Genomic DNA, 16,845 nt, shown 5'->3' with positions numbered 1-16,845 from the left:
GCGGCCGGCGGCAAGCGCCACGGCTTGGGCCAGTCGGCGCGATCTACTCGGCTGCCGTCTTCTGCGGCTCGGGTTCGCCGTCGAACAGCGAGCGTTGCTCGCCGCTTTCCACCACATGCAGCGCCGGCCGGCTCTTCTTCGACGAGAAGCCGAGAAGCCAGCCCGAGAAATTCTCGAAATAGACGTAGATCACCGGCGTGACGAACAGCGTCAGCGCCTGCGAGGCGAGCAGGCCGCCGACCACGGCTACGCCGAGCGGCTGGCGCAATTCGGCGCTGGCACCGGTGCCGAGCGCGATCGGGAACGTGCCCATCAGCGCCGCAAGCGTCGTCATCATGATCGGCCGGAAGCGCATCAGGCAGGCTTTGTGGATGGAGTCCCTCGCCGACATGCCGTGCCGCCTGAGCTCCAGCGCGACGTCGACCATCATGATGCCGTTCTTCTTGACGATGCCGATCAGCATCAGGATGCCGATCACCGCGATCACAGAGAGATCCATGCCGGCGAAGCGCAGCGCCACCACGGCGCCCAGCACCGCCGACGGCAGGCCGGTGAGGATGGTGAGCGGGTGAATGAAGCTCTCATAGAGCATGCCGAGCACGATATAGATCGTCAGGATCGCGCCGCCGATCAGCAAGCCTTGGTTGGCAAGCGAATCCTGGAAGGTCTTGGCCGTGCCGGCAAAGCTCGTCGAGATCTCCTTCGGCATGCCGATCTGTTCTTTGAGCTGGTCGATGCGGGTCACCGTGTCGCCGAGCGAGACGCCCTGCGGCAGGTTGTAGGAGATCGTCACCGCCGGAAGCTGGCCGAGCTGATTGATCGTCAGCGCGCCGGCCGTGCGATCGACATGGGCGAAGGCGCCGAGAGGCACCAGGCTGCCGCTCGCCGTGCGCATCTGGATGGCGAGCATCCGTTCGGGCGACCACTCGATCTTGGGATCGAGCTCGGTGATGACCTCGTAGCTGTCGGCCGAGCCGAAGATCGTCGAAACCTGGTCGGTGCCGAAGCCGCCATAGAGGGCGGAACGCAGCGTGTTGGTGTCGATGCCGAGCTGGGCGGCCTTGTCGCGGTCGATCACCAGCGAGGCCTGCGATGCGTTGTTCTGCAGGTCGCTGGTGACATCGGTGAATTTCGTATGGTCCGCGGCCATCGCGTCGTTCAGCTTCTGCGCCCAGATATCCGTCTGGCCGGTGTCGAGCCCCTGCACCACGAGCTGATAGGCGCTGGCCGACGACCGCGAGCCGAGCCGCAGGTTCTGCACGGGCTGCATATAGGTCTCGATGCCCGCCACGCCGGCCAGCTGGCGTCTGAGGTCCGAAAGCACCTTCTCGATGTTGGGCCGCTGGTCCTTGCCCTTGAGCTGGACGAAGAGCTTGCCCTGGTTGAGCGCGTTGTTGCCGCTACCCGCCGACCAGGCCACATGGTCGACATAGGGCGACTTCGAAAACACGCTGGCCACCTGCCCTTGCAGCTTCGCCATGGCGTCGAACGAGATGTCCTGGCGCGCGATCGTGCTCACCGATATCTGGCCGATATCCTCCTGCGGAAAGAAGCCCTTCGGGGAGACCTGGATCACCCACACCGACGCCGCGGCGGTCGCGATGAAGACGAGGAACACCAGGAAAGTGTTTCGCAGGCAGAAGCCCAGGATCCGGTCGTAGCCGCGCGTGACGAGGTCCGGCTTATGACCGGGGGCATGCTTTTCGCGATCGGCCTTGGTCACCGACAACAGACGCGAGCAGAGCATCGGCGTCAGCGTTAGTGACACGAACATCGAGGCCAGGATGGCGACGGTCACCACGACGGCGAATTCGTTGAAGATGCGGCCGATGACGCCGCCCATCAGAAGCACAGGAATGAACACCGCCACCAGCGAGATCGAGATCGAGATGATGGTGAAGCCGATTTCGCGCGCCCCCTTCAGCGAAGCGTCGAAGGCGGACAGCCCGTCCTCTTCCATATGGCGGAAGATGTTTTCCAGCATGACGATGGCGTCGTCGACGACAAGGCCGACGGCCAAAGTCAATCCCATCAGCGAGATGTTGTCGATCGAGAAGCCGAACAGGAACATCGCGCCAAGCGTGGCAATCAGCGAGATCGGCACCGCCACCGCCGGGATGATCGTCGCCGTCACCCTGCGCAGGAACACGAAGATCACCAGCACCACCAGGGCGATGGTCAGGAGCAGCGTGAACTGGACGTCATCGACGGCCTGGCGGATTGATGTCGAGCGGTCGTTGAGCAGCTTGATCTGGGCGGCGGCCGGCATCTGCTCCTGGAAGGACGGCAGCATCGCCTTGACCTTGTCGACGACGTCGACGGTGTTGGCGTCGGGCTGGCGCTGCACAGCCATGATGATCGCGCGCGTGCCGTCATACCAGCTCGCCGTCGTCGTGGTCTGCACGGAATCGACGACGCGCGTCACGTCGCCCAGCCGCACCGGGCGGCCGTTCTTGGTGGCGATGATGAGGTTGGAGAAGCCTGCGGCGTCGGTAAGCTGCGTGTTGGCGGTAATCGTCAGCTGCTGCTTGTTGTTCTGCAAAACACCGAGCGGGGTGTTGCTGTTGGCCGAGGTTATCGCGGCCTGCAGCTGATCGATCGAGATGCCGCGAGCGGCGAGCGCGGTCGGATCGATCTGGATGCGCACGGCATATTTCTGCTGGCCGAAGATCGAGACCTGGGCCACGCCGTCGATGGTCGACAGCGAGGGCGAGATGACATTTTCGGCGAAGGCGTCGAGGTCGGTCAGCGGGATCGTGTCGCTGACCAGCGACATCAGGAGGATCGGCGCGTCGGCCGGATTGACCTTGCGATAGCTTGGCGGCGAGGTCATTTCCGGCGGCAGCGATCTTTGCGTGCGCGCGATCGCCGCCTGGACGTCCGCGGCCGCGGCATCGATGTCACGGTTGAGCACGAACTGGATGGCGATCGAGGTCTGGCCGAGCGAATTGGTGGTCGAGATCGAATCGATGCCGGCGATCGTCGCGAATTGCTTGATCAGCGGCGTCGCCACCGATGTCGCCATCGTCTCCGGCGAAGCGCCGGGCAGGCTGGCCGAAACATTGACCACCGGGAATTCGGCGCTGGGCAGCGCCGCCACCGGCAGGAACTTGTAGGCAAAAATACCGCCCAGGATGAGGGCGAACGACATCAGAAGGGTGGCGACAGGCTTGCGGATGCAGAATTCGGAGATCATCGGCTCGCCCCGCCGGCCTTGTCGGCCTCCGCGACCTTGGGCGATGCCTGATCACCGGATCCCGCGGCGGGTTTGCCTTCATGCACCGCCGCGCCGTTTTTCAACCGTGTCTGGCCTTCGACGACGACCTTCTCGCCGCTCTTGAGACCGTCGCTGATGGCGCTGTTTTGGCCCTCCGTCAGCGCCACCTGCACCGGCCGCATCTCGACGGTGTTGTCCGGCTTGACGACATAGACGAACGGCCCCTTCTGGCTGGACTGCACCGCGACCGTCGGAACCGAGGTCATCTGCGGCATCATGCCGGCCTCGAGCACCACGTTCACATATTGCCCAGGCCATAGCGAAAGATCCGAATTCGGTATGCTCGCCCGCGTGGCGATGGTGCCGGAGGCCGTATCGACGCTGGAATCGACGAAATCGAGTGTGCCCTTGCCGATCGGCGTGGGATCGCCGCTTTTGGTCAGCGTCACGTCGCCTTGCTGTGGATCGGAGAGCGCCTTGTGCAACAGGGCAAGGTTGCTCTCGGGCAGCGTGAAGTTCACCTGCAGCGGATCCATCTGCGTGATGGTGACCAGCGGCGTCGAGCTGCTCGAGTTGCCGTTGCTGGTGGTGACGAGATCGCCGACCGAGACGTTGACCGCGCCGAGCCGGCCCGAGATTGGCGCCGTAATCGCTGCATAGCTCAATTGCACGGTGTCGGCATCGATGGTCGCCTTGTCGGCGTCGATGGTGGCGGCAGCGGCTTTCTGCGCCGCCAGCGCCTGATCGTAGGTCTGCTGCGTGCCGGCCTGCTTGGCGACGAGGTCCTTGGCGCGCTGCAGATCGGCCTGGGCGCTCACCAGCATCGCCTGGTCCTTGGCGAGCTGCGCCTGATCCTTGGCGAGCTGCGCCTTCAGCGCGCGGTCATCGAGCGAAATGAGCAGATCGCCGGCCTTGACCATCTGCCCGTCCTTGACCGCGATCGACACGATCTGGCTGGAGACACGGGCGTTGATATTGACCACCTCCGGTGACGAGACGAAGCCGATGGCATAGCGGCGGATCGGAAAATCGGCTGTCGTCGCGGTGGCGGAGACGATCGAGGCCGAACGCGGACCACTGCCTTTCGCATTGTCCGAGGCACCGGCCGACTTATCGCCGCTCGCCGTCTTGTTCGTGGCGCCCGCGCTTTCCTGCTTGCCCGAAATCAGCTGCTGGACCTTGGCCAACATCGTGGGCGAAAGATAGAGCCCGGCGCCCGCCAGGCAGGCGACCGCAACAACTGCAAAGGCAATTTTTCCGCGCATCGACAAATAAGCCTTCTACCCGACACGCCGATCCCGGTGGTCCATTCTAGCTCGCTTCACGACCTCGTGCCGCGATTTTCGTGGAGTAGATAGGACAAGGCTTTGGCCGAAAAGGGCCAAAGCGGGGCATTACGAAGATTTAATGTGCAATGCACAATGGCTAAGCAGCCGGCAAACGAACCAACGAACGCCTCTGCGACCAGTCCGAAAACTGTCAGATGTGTTGAGATTCAGGTCAGGCCGAGTCGAAAACGATGGTTTTCGAGAACCGGCCTACGCCAGCCGTAGCCTTCATAGGGCGGAGACACTTATGAGGGCTTCGGCCGGCGAAGGCCGGAGCGGAGCGTACTTTTCGTACGTGAGCACCGGAAGCGCAGAAAGCCAGCGTTTGCAGGCCGGCCTCACCTGAATATCGGCACATCTAACGGAGCATTGGCCACAGAGTCGCCGCCAAGAGCACACCCATGGCGATATTGAACCATTTCAGCCGCACCGGATCCGACAGGAAGCCGCGCAGCGCCGTGCCGAAGCCGGCCCATACCGAAACGCTGGGCAGGTTGACGATGGTGAAGGCGATCGAGATCAGCGCCACCGAGACGAACGGGTGATCGGCATTGGTGTAGACAGCCATCGCGGTGATCGCCATCACCCATGCCTTGGGGTTCACCCACTGGAATGCGGCGGCGTCGATGAAGCGCATCGGCCGCCCCTCCGCTCCTTTTCCGTCGCTTATCGAGCGCGACATGGCGATCTTCCAGGCGAGGTAGAGCAGGTAGGCGGCGCCGGCGATCTTCAGCGCCGTATGCAGCGCCGGCACCGCGGTCAGCACCGCGCCGAGCCCGAAGCCGACGGCCAGCAGCAGGACCAGGAAGCCGATGCTGATGCCCAGCATGTGCGGAACCGTCCTGGCGATACCGAAATTGACGCCGGAAGCCAGCAGCATGAGGTTGTTCGGCCCCGGCGTGATCGAAGTCACGAAGGCATAGACCAACAGGGCAAGGAATGTGTCGAGCGACATGTTATCCTCCCGGATATGTCAGCCTTACTGTCCTTTAGCGAATGCGCAAAAGCCAGAACCGGGCAACCGCCGGGCCAAAGCTTGAAAACAGGATGGTCGTCCTGTTTCACATTCCCTGCGAACCGCGGTTCATCGCTGCGACGCCGGTGCGGCAGATCTCGACAAGGCCAAGCGGCTTCATGATGGCGATGAACTGGTCGAGCTTGGAGCCCTTGCCGGTGATCTCGAAGATGAAATGCTCGGTGTTGGCGTCGATCACGCTGGCGCGGAACGCGTCGGCGAGCCTCAGCGCCTCGACCCGGGCGTCGCCGGTGCCGGCGACCTTGACCAGCGCCAATTCCCGTTCCAGCGGCCGCTCCTGGCCTAGCTCATGCGAGCGCACGGTCAGGTCGACCACCCTGTGCACCGGCACGATGCGCTCGAGCTGGTGCTTGATCTGCTCCATCACATGCGGCGTGCCGCGCGTCACGATGGTGATGCGCGACAGATGCTTCTCATGCTCGGTCTCGGAAACGGTAAGGCTCTCGATGTTGTAGCCACGACCGGAAAAGAGGCCGATGACGCGTGCAAGCACGCCCGGCTCGTTGTCGACCAGCACTGAAAGCGTGTGCGTTTCCGGCTTCTCGGTTTCCTTGGCGATAAAATAGGCGGAGCCGGTCGGTTGAAGGTGCTGTGCGTTCATAAGGTGAATCTCGATTTCAGACTTTTGAGCTAATTCTCTGTTTGCGCACGGCTTTCTCGCGACAGCCCCGCCTTGATGGCTGGTGTTATGGATGGAGCATGATGTTGCCCGAAAACCGCTTCTCACTTTTCGGCATCATGCTCTAAACTAGTTCCCTGCCCTTGGCGTCGATGGCGTTGGCCACCGCCTCGTCGGTCGCCTCGTCGGGCAGAAGCATCTCGTTATGTGCCTTGCCCGATGGGATCATCGGGAAGCAGTTGGCCAAGGTCGCCACGCGGCAGTCGAACAACACCGGCTTCTTGACCGAGATCATCTCCTTGATCGCGTCGTCGAGCTCGTCCGGCTTGTCGCAGCGAATGCCGTGGCCGCCATAGGCTTCCGCCAGCTTGACGAAGTCCGGCATCGCCTCGGTGTAGGAATGCGACAGCCGGTTGCCGTGCAGCAGCTGCTGCCATTGGCGCACCATGCCCATATACTGATTGTTGAGGATGAAGATCTTGATCGGCGCCTCATACTGCACCGCCGAGCTCATTTCCTGCATGGTCATCTGCACCGAAGCGTCGCCGGCAATGTCGATGACCAGCGCGTCGGGATGCGCGATCTGCACGCCGAGCGCGGCCGGCAGGCCGTAGCCCATCGTGCCGAGACCGCCGGACGTCATCCAACGATTCGGCTTGTCGAAATGATAGTGCTGCGCCGCCCACATCTGGTGCTGGCCGACTTCGGTGGTGATGTAGGTGTCCTTATCTTTGGTCAGTTCGTAGAGCCGCTGGATCGCGTATTGCGGCATGATCACGTCGTTGTTCATCTTGTAGGCGAGCGAATCCCGCGCCCGCCATTTCGCGATCTGCTCCCACCACGGATAGAGCGCCTTCTTGTCGACCTTGGCGGTCGCCCGCCACAGCCGCACCATATCTTCGAGCACCCGGCCGACATCGCCGATAATCGGCACCTCTGTGTGAACGTTTTTGTTGATCGACGACGGGTCGATATCGATGTGGATCTTCTTCGAGTTCGGCGAGAATGCGTTGAGCCGGCCGGTGATGCGATCGTCGAAGCGCGCGCCGATGCAGACCATCACGTCGCAGTCATGCATGGCCATATTGGCTTCGTAGGTGCCGTGCATGCCGAGCATCCCGACCCAGTTCTTGCCGGATGCCGGATAGGCGCCGAGGCCCATCAGCGTCGAGGTGATCGGAAAACCGGTGAGATCGACCAGCTCGCGCAGCAGATGGCTGGCTTCCGGACCGGAATTGATGACGCCGCCGCCCGAATAGATGATCGGCCTCTTCGCGCCGGCCATCAGCTCGACGGCGGCCTTCACCTTTTCCAGGTCGCCCTGGACCTTCGGCTGATAGCTGGTGCGCGGCGCCGTCTGCGGCGGCACGTAGATGCCCTTGGCGAACTGCACGTCCTTCGGAATATCGACCACGACCGGGCCGGGTCGGCCGGTCGTCGCGACATGGAACGCCTCATGGATGGTGGCGGCGAGCTCGTTGACGTCCTTCACCAGCCAGTTGTGCTTGGTGCAGGGCCGCGTGATGCCGACCGTGTCGCATTCCTGGAAGGCGTCGGAGCCGATCAGCGAGGTCGGCACCTGGCCGGTCAGGCAGACCAGCGGGATCGAATCCATCAGCGCGTCCTGCAACGGCGTCACCGCGTTGGTGGCGCCCGGGCCCGACGTCACCAGCATGACGCCGGCCTTGCCGGTCGAGCGCGCATAGCCTTCGGCCGCGTGGCCGGCGCCCTGCTCGTGCCGCACCAGAATGTGCTCGACGTCGTCCTGCTGGAAAATCTCGTCGTAGATCGGAAGCACGGCGCCGCCCGGATAGCCGAACACATGCTTGACGCCGTTGTCCTTCAGCGCCTGCACCACCATTTCGGCGCCCGTCATCTCGCGCCGCTCGTTCTGTCCGTTGCTCATCGGTCTGGTCCCGTAATGTTCGCCGCCTGGCGATTTGCTGGTCGTTTAGTCGTGTTCAAGGCAATAAAAAAGGCCCCCGAGGGAGCCTGTGTGATGCGCATGGGAGGTTTTCGCCCGGCGGTTACACCGCCTTGCCCACGCGCCAGCCTACGAGAATGAGTGCCGTTTTCATGGGCGCGGACAATAAGGGCCAAAACGCGGGCTCGTCAATGGGGTCCAGCGCGAATTCACTCGCCTGTGAGAGACGGCGCCTGCGCGCTACCGCCCCACAGCTACCATAGTACAGTTGAGCGTCGCTCTCCGACGCACCACTATACGCTGGCAAAAGACGTGCGAGGAGGACGCATGGCTGGCGAGCACATACGCGAGATCGAGCAGGTCGTGTCCGGCGTGCGATCGTCTCGCGACGATGTCATAGTTCAATCCTGGCCGCGCTGCATCGATACCCATCGACTCGACCCGGCACGGCCGATCGAAGCCCATATCGTCCTAACAGATTGATTTCATTGCAATCGCTCATGAGCGTCGCGGTTGGCAGGCTGCTTGCTGCTCATGCCGGACTCTAGCAAAGTGGAGGAGAACAAATGCTCGAGAGAACACCCACCACCAAGGCGCAGGCGCTGCTCGACAAATTCGGCAAGGCGCTGGAAGCCGGCGACATCGACAGCGCCGTCAACTGCTTCCAGGCCGATTGCTACTGGCGCGACCTCGTCACCTTCACCTGGAACCTGAAGACGATGGAGGGCCAGGACCAGATCCGCGACATGCTGCAGGCGACGCTGGCCAGCACCAGGCCGACCGGATGGGCGGTGGCCAAGGACGAGGAAGCGAACGAGGACGGCGGCATCATCACCGCCTGGATCACCTTCGAGACGAGCGTTGCGCGCGGCTTTGGCCTCGTGCGGTTCAAGGGCGACCTGATCTGGACCCTGCTCACCACCATGGCGGAGCTGAGAGGCCACGAGGAGAAGGCCGGCTTCACCCGCCCGCTCGGCGCCAAGCACGGCCACGGCAAGGGCCGCAAGACGTGGCGTGAGGAGCGCGACGACGAGATCGCCGAGCTCGGCCACACCAGGCAACCCTATGTCGTTATCATCGGCGGCGGCCAGGGCGGTATCGCGCTCGGCGCCCGGCTGAAGCAGCTCGGCGTGCCGGCCATCATCGTCGAGAAGAACGAGCGCCCGGGCGATTCCTGGCGCAAGCGCTACAAGTCGCTCTGCCTGCACGACCCGGTCTGGTACGATCACCTGCCCTATATCGACTTCCCGAAGAACTGGCCGGTCTTCGCGCCCAAGGACAAGATCGGCGACTGGCTGGAAATGTACACCAAGGTGATGGAGCTGAACTATTGGTCTTCCACCACCGCCAAATCCGCCAAATACGACGAGAAGGCCAAGGAATGGACGATCGTCGTCGAGCGCGGCGGCAAGGAGATCGTGCTGAAGCCGAAGCAACTGGTGCTGGCGACCGGCATGTCGGGCAAGGCGAACTGGCCGAAATACAAAGGCCAGGACATCTTCAAGGGCGAGCAGCAGCACTCCTCGACCCATCCCGGACCGGACAAATACCGCGGCAAGAAGGTGGTGGTCATCGGCTCCAACAACTCGGCCCACGACATCTGCGCGGCGCTGTGGGAAGGCGGCGCCGATGTGACCATGGTGCAGCGCTCGTCGACCCACATCGTCAAGTCGGACACGCTGATGGATATCGGGCTTGGTGCGCTCTACTCCGAGCAGGCGGTGGAGAACGGCATGACGACGGGCAAGGCCGACATGATCTTCGCTTCGTTGCCCTACCGCATCCTGCATGAGTTCCAGATCCCGCTTTACCGGCAGATGAGGGAGCGCGACGCGAAATTCTACGACGACCTGGAAAAGGCCGGCTTCATGCTCGACTGGGGCGACGATGGGTCGGGCCTGTTCATGAAATATCTGCGCCGCGGCTCCGGCTACTACATCGATGTCGGCGCCTGCGACCTCGTCATCGACGGCTCGATCAAGCTGAAGAGCGGACCGGGTGCCGCGGTTCAGGAACTCACCGAAACCGGCGTCAAATTCGTCGACGGCACCGAACTGTCGGCCGACCTGGTCATCTATGCGACCGGCTACGGCTCGATGAACGGCTGGGCCGCCGACCTCATCTCGCAAGAGGTGGCCGACAAGGTCGGCAAGGTCTGGGGCCTCGGCTCCGCCACCACCAAGGATCCGGGTCCCTGGGAGGGCGAGCAGCGCAACATGTGGAAGCCGACGCAGCAGGAAGCGTTGTGGTTTCACGGCGGCAACCTGCACCAGTCGCGCCACTATTCGCAGTATCTGTCGCTGCAGCTGAAGGCGCGCCAAGTTGGCCTGCCGACGCCCGTCTACGGACTGCAGGAGGTCTACCACAAGAGCTGACGCACGGCGCGCTCGCGGATGGCAGAAAGCCGGCCGACCGGCCGGGCTTCTGCCGTCTATGCCGCCTTTTCAGCCGCGAACTTCTTCACCACTCGATCGAGCAACGGCACGTAGTCGCGAAAGGCCCGCGTCTTCATGTCGGCGACCTTGCCGCCCTCGTCCCAGATCCGCACGCGCACCGCTTCGTCGTGGAAGGGATTGCTGCGGAACTCAGCCACCTCCTCCGCGCTCATCGGCCCGCCCTGCAGCGACAGCGTATGCACCGAAGCCGGCGACAGCTTGCCGAAATAGGTCGGATCGGTGGCGCACAGATAACGCTTGGCCGAGACATGCAGCCTGACGCATTCGACGATGACCGGCGGGAAGAACGGCGCCAGCACCTCACCGCCCGCCTCGTCATGGTGCTTGTCCTCGACGTCGTCGGGCGAATAGGTGCCGAACTCGCTGGTGTAGTGGCCTATGTCGTGCAGCAGCGCCGCCGCCACAAGCTCCTCCGGCGCGCCGTCCTGCTCGGCCAGCCACGCGCCCTGCAGCATATGCTCTGACATGGTGACCGGCTCGCCGAGATAGGATTCGGCGCCGCGGCGCTCGAAAATATCGGCGATGAACTCGACGATGTTGCCTGCGTTCAATTCGTTCGGCTTCATTCCGCCGCCTCCTGGAAACCATGCTCGATCGCGGCAAGCGTCGACAGCAGGCCGTCCTTGTCGGCGTAGCAGCCCTGCAGCCAGCGCTTGCCGCTGCCGGAAAACGCCTTGCGCGCATGCATGACGCGGGTGTTGTCGACGATGAAGCATTGCCCCGCCTCGAGCTTGAACGTGACCTCGAAGGCAGGATCCTCGATCAGCTCGGCGAACCGGCGATAGACCGCATAATATTTGTCCATCACAGCGAAGGGCACATCGACGGTCGGGGCCAGCGAGCGGTTGTTGAAGCGGATGCAGATGAGCTCGCCGTCGGGCCCGAGCTCGATCATCGGCCGCTTGGACTGCAGCCGCACGCCCGACGAGCCGGCATATTCGAAACGCGCCGGATAGGAAGAGAGCAGCCGGAATCCGTTCGGGTTTTCCGACTGAAGTGCGGCAGCCACCGCGAACCCGTCGACGACGCTGGACTCGCCGCCTTCCACCGTGTTCTCGATGCAGGCCAGGATCTGCAGCGTCGGCACCGGATCGCGATAGGGATTGTCGGTATGCGCCTGCAGGCCGAGATTGGTGTAGGCGAGATTGTTCGGATTGACCTCTGCGCGCACCTCAAACCAGCGCCCGTAATTGGTCTCCCTGATATAGCCGAACAGGTCCGCCACCTTGCACAGCGCGCCGGATTCGGCAGGCAGGCCGTCCATGATAGCGAAGCCGAAGCTGCGGACCGCGGCCAGCCATTGCCGCAGCACATTGCTGTCGCGGCTGGCCTCCGCATAGGTCGCGCGCGGCACGGAATTCTGCATCGTGGCTTTCGTCCAGCGCTCTATGTCGCCTCCCGTCCAGCCAGGCTCGCGCACCTCCTTGCGATCATAGGCATGAGCGCGGAGCCAGCTTGAGGGAAAGCTGACGACCTTGCCTTCGGGAACGAACGTGACTTCGAGCAGCTCGCCCTTGATCTCGGCCGCGCCGATCCGCGTCTCGGGGGGAATATCGAGGATGGTGATCAGCCGCTGTCCGTTGCCGGCGCTGCGCGTCTTGTCGTCCAGCGCGTTGTCGCGCAGCCATATGGCATGGAAGCGGCTCACCGTTCCGTCCTTCCAGCAAAGCTCGATCACTCGTCCGTCGTCGGCTAGCGTTGCCGTCCTCAACATGTCCCGAAAGCTCCCATCCTTTACCCGCCACTAGGGGCACGGATTGCATGGTGGCCTCATCCAAGGCATAATTCAAATTATCGTTTTTCGGGCAATAGGCCTAAATTTCTGATGGCTGGCAGGGCTTTCGACACAATGCCTCCGCTCGACTGGCTGCGCAGTTTCGAGGCTGCCGCCCGCCTGTCGAACTTCACTGCCGCGGCCGCCGAGCTCGGGCTCACGCAAGCCGCCGTCAGCCAGCACATCCGTTTTCTGGAGGAGCGGCTCAAGACGCGATTGTTCGCGCGCCTGGCGCGCGGCGTGGCATTGTCGCCGGAAGGCGCAGCCTATCTCCCGCACATCCAATCGGCATTCGCGACCATCGGCAACAGCACCAACGAGCTGTTCGAGCCGCGTGCCGTGCAGATCGTCAGCATCCGCGTCCCCATCTCCTTCGCGATGCTGGTGCTGGTCCCGGCTCTTCCGGACCTGGCAAAGATGCTGCCGCAGATCCGGCTCGATCTGGTGACCATCCATCGGCCGACCGACTACGACCAGCCGGGCTCGGCGCTCGACATACGCTTCGGCAACGGATCCTTTCCCGGGCGTGAGGCCGACCGGCTGACCGTCGAGCGGCTTGTCCCGGTCGCGGCTCCGCCGCTCGCCCGAGGTGGCGAGTGGACGTCATTGCCGCTTCTCCTGGTGGCGGGCGCGCGCGAAATGTGGGCGGAATGGTTCGCCGCCGCGGGCGTTTCCGGCCATCCCCGCCGCTCGCACCGCTTCGACAGTTTCGTCGCCGCCATGGAAGCCGCGAAGGTCGGCGCCGGGGCGCTGCTCGGCTCGCGGCCACTGATCGACGCGGCCCTCAAGGACAAGGTTCTTATCAGGCTTTCGGATTTCGAGCTTTCGAGCCCGTCGGGCCATTTCCTGACGAGACCGTCATCGTCGCGGCTCTCCGGCGCCGAGCAGGATTTTAGCCGCTGGCTTCTGTCGCGCATCGCCAGGATTTCAGGATAGCGTGTCGGCCGCTGCCCCCGATCCGTTTCCAGTAGATAAGGGTGCCGGTCAGCCCGCCCTGTGGCTTGAGCGCGAAATCGGGGATCTCACCGGCCAAGGTGAAACCAAGTTTCTCATAAAGCCCGGCCGCGCCCTCTTCGCTGGCCGTATCCAGCACCAGCAGCCTACGGCCTTTCTCGACGGCCAGGTTCTCCGCTGCCCGCATCAGGGCCGTCGCGACGCCTTTGCCGCGATGGTTCCGGCCGGTCATCAGCTTGGCGATCTCGGCGCGGTGCGGTTGGTTGGGCGGGAAGTCGAGCAACAGCGTGACGGTGCCGGCAAGCGCCTCGCCCCGCCATAGGCCCAGCACCGCCCTTTCGCCGCGCGCGGCCGCGGCAAGTGACTTGCGCCAGAAATCCCGCGCGGCCTCCGCCGACAATGGATGCATGAAGCTCACCGATCCGCCGGCGGCGACCGTCTCGATCAGCAGATCGGTGAGCATCGCGATGGTCGCCGCATCGTCACGCAACGCCCGGATTTCAAGGGAGTTCATGCTGGTGCTCTCCAGGTGATGATATGTCGTTGACGAGGTCATTCGAAATGGCCGATGCGTTTGCGTCGGCGCGCCCGCCGGATTTCGGCGATACGGTCGGCGTCGTCCTCGCTGAGATGGCGGCCGCGCTCCAAAATCTCGAGCGTATATTCCTCATAGGTCAGACCGAGCCGCTCGGCCCGTTCCAGCCGCATCAGCATGACGGCGTGGCTTGGCGCCCTCCAAGCCTTGTCGTGGGCGGCGCGCCAGGCGAGGAAAATGTAGGCATCGCCCTTGCCCCAGGGCGGGCCGTCATAGTCGTCGAGCGGCGGCCCGCCATTGTGCGAGCGTTTTGGCCGGCGAGACATCGGAGTCAGTCCCTGACCAGCGCCACAAGATACTCCGCCGCATCCGGTCCGGGAGCATGAAAGACGCAATCCGAGGGCGCGCCCAGCGCCAGGCAGTCGCCGGGCTCGAGCCGGTGCGCCACATCGCCCTCGGTGAAATCCAGCCTTCCGTCGATCAGCCATATCTGCTGTTTGATGAAGGCGTAGGACGCCGCCGGCAGACTGACCTTGGCACCGGCCGGAAGGCTGACCCTGACCAGTTCCAGCGGCATCTGCGATGCCGGCGATAGATGCCGCCTGATGTACCCGGTTGCCGGATCCTGCCAGATCGGCTGCTCGTCCCGGCGCGAAATACCGCCGCCTTGCATCTCGGCCCGTGCGATCAGCGTCGACAACGTCATGCCGAAGGCCGCCGCGATGCGCACCAGAAGCGCCGCGGTCGGACTGTTCGTGCCGCGTTCGATGGCGCTCAGCATCGCCTTCGAAACGTCCGAGCGCTCGGCCAATTCGGCAAGCGACCAGCCCCTCACCGTTCTTTCGGAGCGTATCCGCCTGCCGATCGTGGCGGTAATACTATTCGATATATCATCCATTCGTCCAATATATCGGATTTTTTCAGCCTGGAAAGAGGCCAGTCGATCGAATTGTCGCGCCGGGCTTAACGCTGCCTACACCATCCGACCTCACCTGACTTTAACCCCGATTGGGTAGGGTCGAGGCTCCAGGGGAATGGGATCAGGTCAGCCATGTTTGTCGAACGCGAAGCCTCCGTTGGCGAACCGACTTCGCAGGAGCGCCGCAACATCCAACAGAACGACAAGCGGATTCTGGGCAATGTCGTGCAATGCGATGGCGCGCGAGCCACCATCAGTGCCCATGCCGAAGACACCGAAGGCGCGATCAGCGGCCTTTGGACCGTCGGTAAGATGATCTCCATCAATCTCGGTTCGACACGAACGGTCGGCCTTGTCTATGCCATCGGCAAATCGGATCGCGCCTGGAACCACGAAGGGCAGAATCCGATCGAGGTCAGCGTCGAACTGGTCGGCGAGGTGCGCGACGGCGTCGAGCCCGGCGCCAAGCCGGTGTTCGACCGTGGCATCACCACCTACCCGCATATCGGCGCCATTGCTCACCGCATCCGAACCCGCGACCTGCAGGCGGTCTACGATCTGGCCGGGCGCCATTCGGTGACCATCGGTACCCTGTCGCAGGATGAGTCGATCGATGCCAATATCGCCATTGACGACACGCTGGCGCGTCATTTCGCCATCGTCGGCACCACCGGTGTCGGCAAGTCGACAGCTGTCTCGCTGCTGTTGCGCAAGACGATCGAAGCGCGTCCGGATCTGCGCGTGCTCATCCTCGACCCGCATAACGAGTTCGCCGCCTCGCTGCCGGAATATTGCGTGAAGGTCGATTCCAAGACGCTCGACCTGCCGTTCTGGATGTTCAGGCTGGAGGAGTTCGCCGAAGTGCTGTTTCGCGGCCGCGAGACGGTGCCCGAGGAAGTGGATGTCCTGCGCGACCTGATCCCCGCCGCCAAGAACCTTTACCGCAACCCGAATTCCGGCACCTATGTCAGGCGCGGCAGCGACGCGCTGACGGCGGACACGCCGGTGCCTTATCGCATTGCCGATCTCATCAAGCAGATCGACGAGCGCATGGGCATGCTCGAAAGCAAGAACGACCGCCCGACCTTGAAATCGCTGAAGACGCGCATCGAATCGGCGGCGGCCGATCCGCGCTACCGCTTCATGTTCAATTCGCGGCTGATCGAGGACACCATCCACGAAACGATCGGCAACATCTTCCGCGTCCCCAACCATGGACGCCCGGTGACCTGCTTCGAGATGGCGGGCATGCCTTCGGAAGTCGTCAACTCGGTCTGCTCGGTGCTGGCACGCCTGGCCTTCGACCTGGCGCTGTGGAGCGAGGGCCGGCTGAAGCTGCTGCTGCTTTGCGAGGAAGCCCATCGCTACATGCCGGCCGATCCGCGTCTCGGCTTCGCGCCGACAAGGCACGCGCTGTCGCGCATCGCCAAGGAAGGCCGCAAATACGGCTGCTATCTCGGCGTCGTCACCCAGCGTCCGGGCGAGCTCGACCCGACCATCCTGTCGCAGTGCTCGACCTTCTTCGCCATGCGGCTTGCCAACGAGCAGGACCAGGCCATCATCCGCTCGGCGATCGCCGATTCCTCGGCCTCGACCCTGGCGTTCCTCTCCTCGATGGGGCAGCGCGAAGCCATCGCCTTCGGCGAAGGCGTGGCGACCACCATGCGGCTGAAGTTCGAGAAGCTGCCGCAGGAGTTCATCCCGGGCACCGCGAAGGGCGAGAAGATCGATCCCTCCGTGGATGGCAACGACGTCGATCTCGCCATGATCGTCGAGCGGCTGCGCAACGTGCCGAAGCCGCAGCAGGCCATGGCCTTCGCCGAGGCTGTGGATTCTTCCCGCCAGGCCGGCGACCCAGACTACAAGAAGCCGGCCACCGCCGCGCGCGTGCAGCCGGACGACGACTTCGACACGCGCTACGGCCTGAAGCCCTCGACCTTCGGCATGCGCCAGCTCAACGACTGATCTGGCGGCGCTGCAAGACACGCAAATTCCGATAGGGAATTCGTCAGGCTGAGTCGGATGGTGCCGTTTGCGAGAACCGGAGCGGAGCGGACATAAAAGTCCGTGAGCACCGGAAGCG

Annotated in this window: 13 protein-coding genes; 3 read left to right on the top strand and 10 right to left on the bottom strand. The window is 63.5% G+C overall.

Annotation, left to right across the window (positions count from 1 at the left end; genetic code table 11):
* Window positions 1-43 precede the first annotated feature (43 nt).
* The 5 genes from FJW05_RS00350 to FJW05_RS00330 all read right to left on the bottom strand — a co-directional run bounded on the left by FJW05_RS00350 (window position 44) and on the right by FJW05_RS00330 (window position 8,106).
* Window positions 44-3,196 (bottom strand): efflux RND transporter permease subunit, encoded by a 3,153-nt coding sequence (locus FJW05_RS00350; protein WP_140626912.1) that lies wholly within the window; start codon window positions 3,194-3,196, stop codon window positions 44-46.
* On the bottom strand, window positions 3,193-4,482 hold the full coding sequence (locus FJW05_RS00345; protein WP_140626910.1) for an efflux RND transporter periplasmic adaptor subunit: 1,290 nt from the start codon (window positions 4,480-4,482) through the stop codon (window positions 3,193-3,195). The genes FJW05_RS00350 and FJW05_RS00345 overlap by 4 nt, the downstream gene beginning before the upstream one ends.
* Window positions 4,483-4,903: 421 nt before the next feature.
* Window positions 4,904-5,500 carry a LysE family translocator gene (locus FJW05_RS00340; protein WP_140543132.1) on the bottom strand — a complete coding sequence of 199 codons (597 nt, stop codon included), beginning with the start codon at window positions 5,498-5,500 and terminating at the stop codon, window positions 4,904-4,906.
* 106 nt (window positions 5,501-5,606) lie between these two features.
* On the bottom strand, window positions 5,607-6,182 hold the full coding sequence (gene ilvN, locus FJW05_RS00335; RefSeq protein ID WP_140626909.1) for an acetolactate synthase small subunit: 576 nt from the start codon (window positions 6,180-6,182) through the stop codon (window positions 5,607-5,609).
* 142 nt (window positions 6,183-6,324) lie between these two features.
* Window positions 6,325-8,106, bottom strand: a complete 1,782-nt coding sequence (locus tag FJW05_RS00330) for an acetolactate synthase 3 large subunit (protein WP_140626907.1) — start codon at window positions 8,104-8,106, stop codon at window positions 6,325-6,327.
* A 584-nt stretch (window positions 8,107-8,690) separates the two neighbouring features.
* Between FJW05_RS00330 and FJW05_RS00325 the strand changes: the two genes are divergently transcribed.
* On the top strand, window positions 8,691-10,499 hold the full coding sequence (locus tag FJW05_RS00325) for an NAD(P)/FAD-dependent oxidoreductase (RefSeq protein WP_140626905.1): 1,809 nt from the start codon (window positions 8,691-8,693) through the stop codon (window positions 10,497-10,499).
* Window positions 10,500-10,555: 56 nt separating this feature from the next.
* Here FJW05_RS00325 and FJW05_RS00320 read toward each other — a convergent pair whose 3' ends face one another.
* Window positions 10,556-11,146 carry an HD domain-containing protein gene (locus tag FJW05_RS00320; RefSeq protein WP_140626903.1) on the bottom strand — a complete coding sequence of 197 codons (591 nt, stop codon included), beginning with the start codon at window positions 11,144-11,146 and terminating at the stop codon, window positions 10,556-10,558.
* On the bottom strand, window positions 11,143-12,294 hold the full coding sequence (locus tag FJW05_RS00315; protein ID WP_140626901.1) for a gamma-butyrobetaine dioxygenase: 1,152 nt from the start codon (window positions 12,292-12,294) through the stop codon (window positions 11,143-11,145). The genes FJW05_RS00320 and FJW05_RS00315 overlap by 4 nt, the downstream gene beginning before the upstream one ends.
* A gap of 111 nt (window positions 12,295-12,405) precedes the next feature.
* Here FJW05_RS00315 and FJW05_RS00310 point away from each other — a divergent pair, with 111 nt between their 5' ends.
* A complete protein-coding gene (locus FJW05_RS00310; protein ID WP_246673151.1) occupies window positions 12,406-13,290 on the top strand; it encodes a LysR family transcriptional regulator in 885 nt (294 codons plus the stop codon).
* Here FJW05_RS00310 and FJW05_RS00305 read toward each other — a convergent pair.
* Genes FJW05_RS00305 through FJW05_RS00295 form a run of 3 tightly spaced genes read right to left on the bottom strand, consistent with a single transcriptional unit; the run spans window position 13,247 to window position 14,741 of the window.
* Window positions 13,247-13,822: a GNAT family N-acetyltransferase gene (locus tag FJW05_RS00305; RefSeq protein WP_140626900.1), complete on the bottom strand. Its 576-nt coding sequence runs from the start codon at window positions 13,820-13,822 to the stop codon at window positions 13,247-13,249. The two genes, FJW05_RS00310 and FJW05_RS00305, sit on opposite strands and share 44 nt — an antisense overlap.
* A gap of 38 nt (window positions 13,823-13,860) precedes the next feature.
* Window positions 13,861-14,169 carry a hypothetical protein gene (locus FJW05_RS00300; protein WP_140626898.1) on the bottom strand — a complete coding sequence of 103 codons (309 nt, stop codon included), beginning with the start codon at window positions 14,167-14,169 and terminating at the stop codon, window positions 13,861-13,863.
* 5 nt (window positions 14,170-14,174) lie between these two features.
* A complete protein-coding gene (locus tag FJW05_RS00295) occupies window positions 14,175-14,741 on the bottom strand; it encodes an XRE family transcriptional regulator (protein ID WP_140626896.1) in 567 nt (188 codons plus the stop codon).
* A 153-nt stretch (window positions 14,742-14,894) separates the two neighbouring features.
* On the opposite strand from FJW05_RS00295, the gene FJW05_RS00290 reads away from it, so the two are divergent.
* Window positions 14,895-16,727, top strand: coding sequence for an ATP-binding protein (locus FJW05_RS00290; RefSeq protein WP_140626894.1), 1,833 nt, complete (start codon window positions 14,895-14,897; stop codon window positions 16,725-16,727).
* Window positions 16,728-16,845: the final 118 nt, after the last annotated feature.

The sequence above is a fragment of the Mesorhizobium sp. B2-9-1 genome (assembly GCF_006439455.1).
In the GTDB taxonomy this organism is placed as follows: domain Bacteria; phylum Pseudomonadota; class Alphaproteobacteria; order Rhizobiales; family Rhizobiaceae; genus Mesorhizobium.
This window is presented reverse-complemented; position numbering and strand designations above follow the sequence as displayed.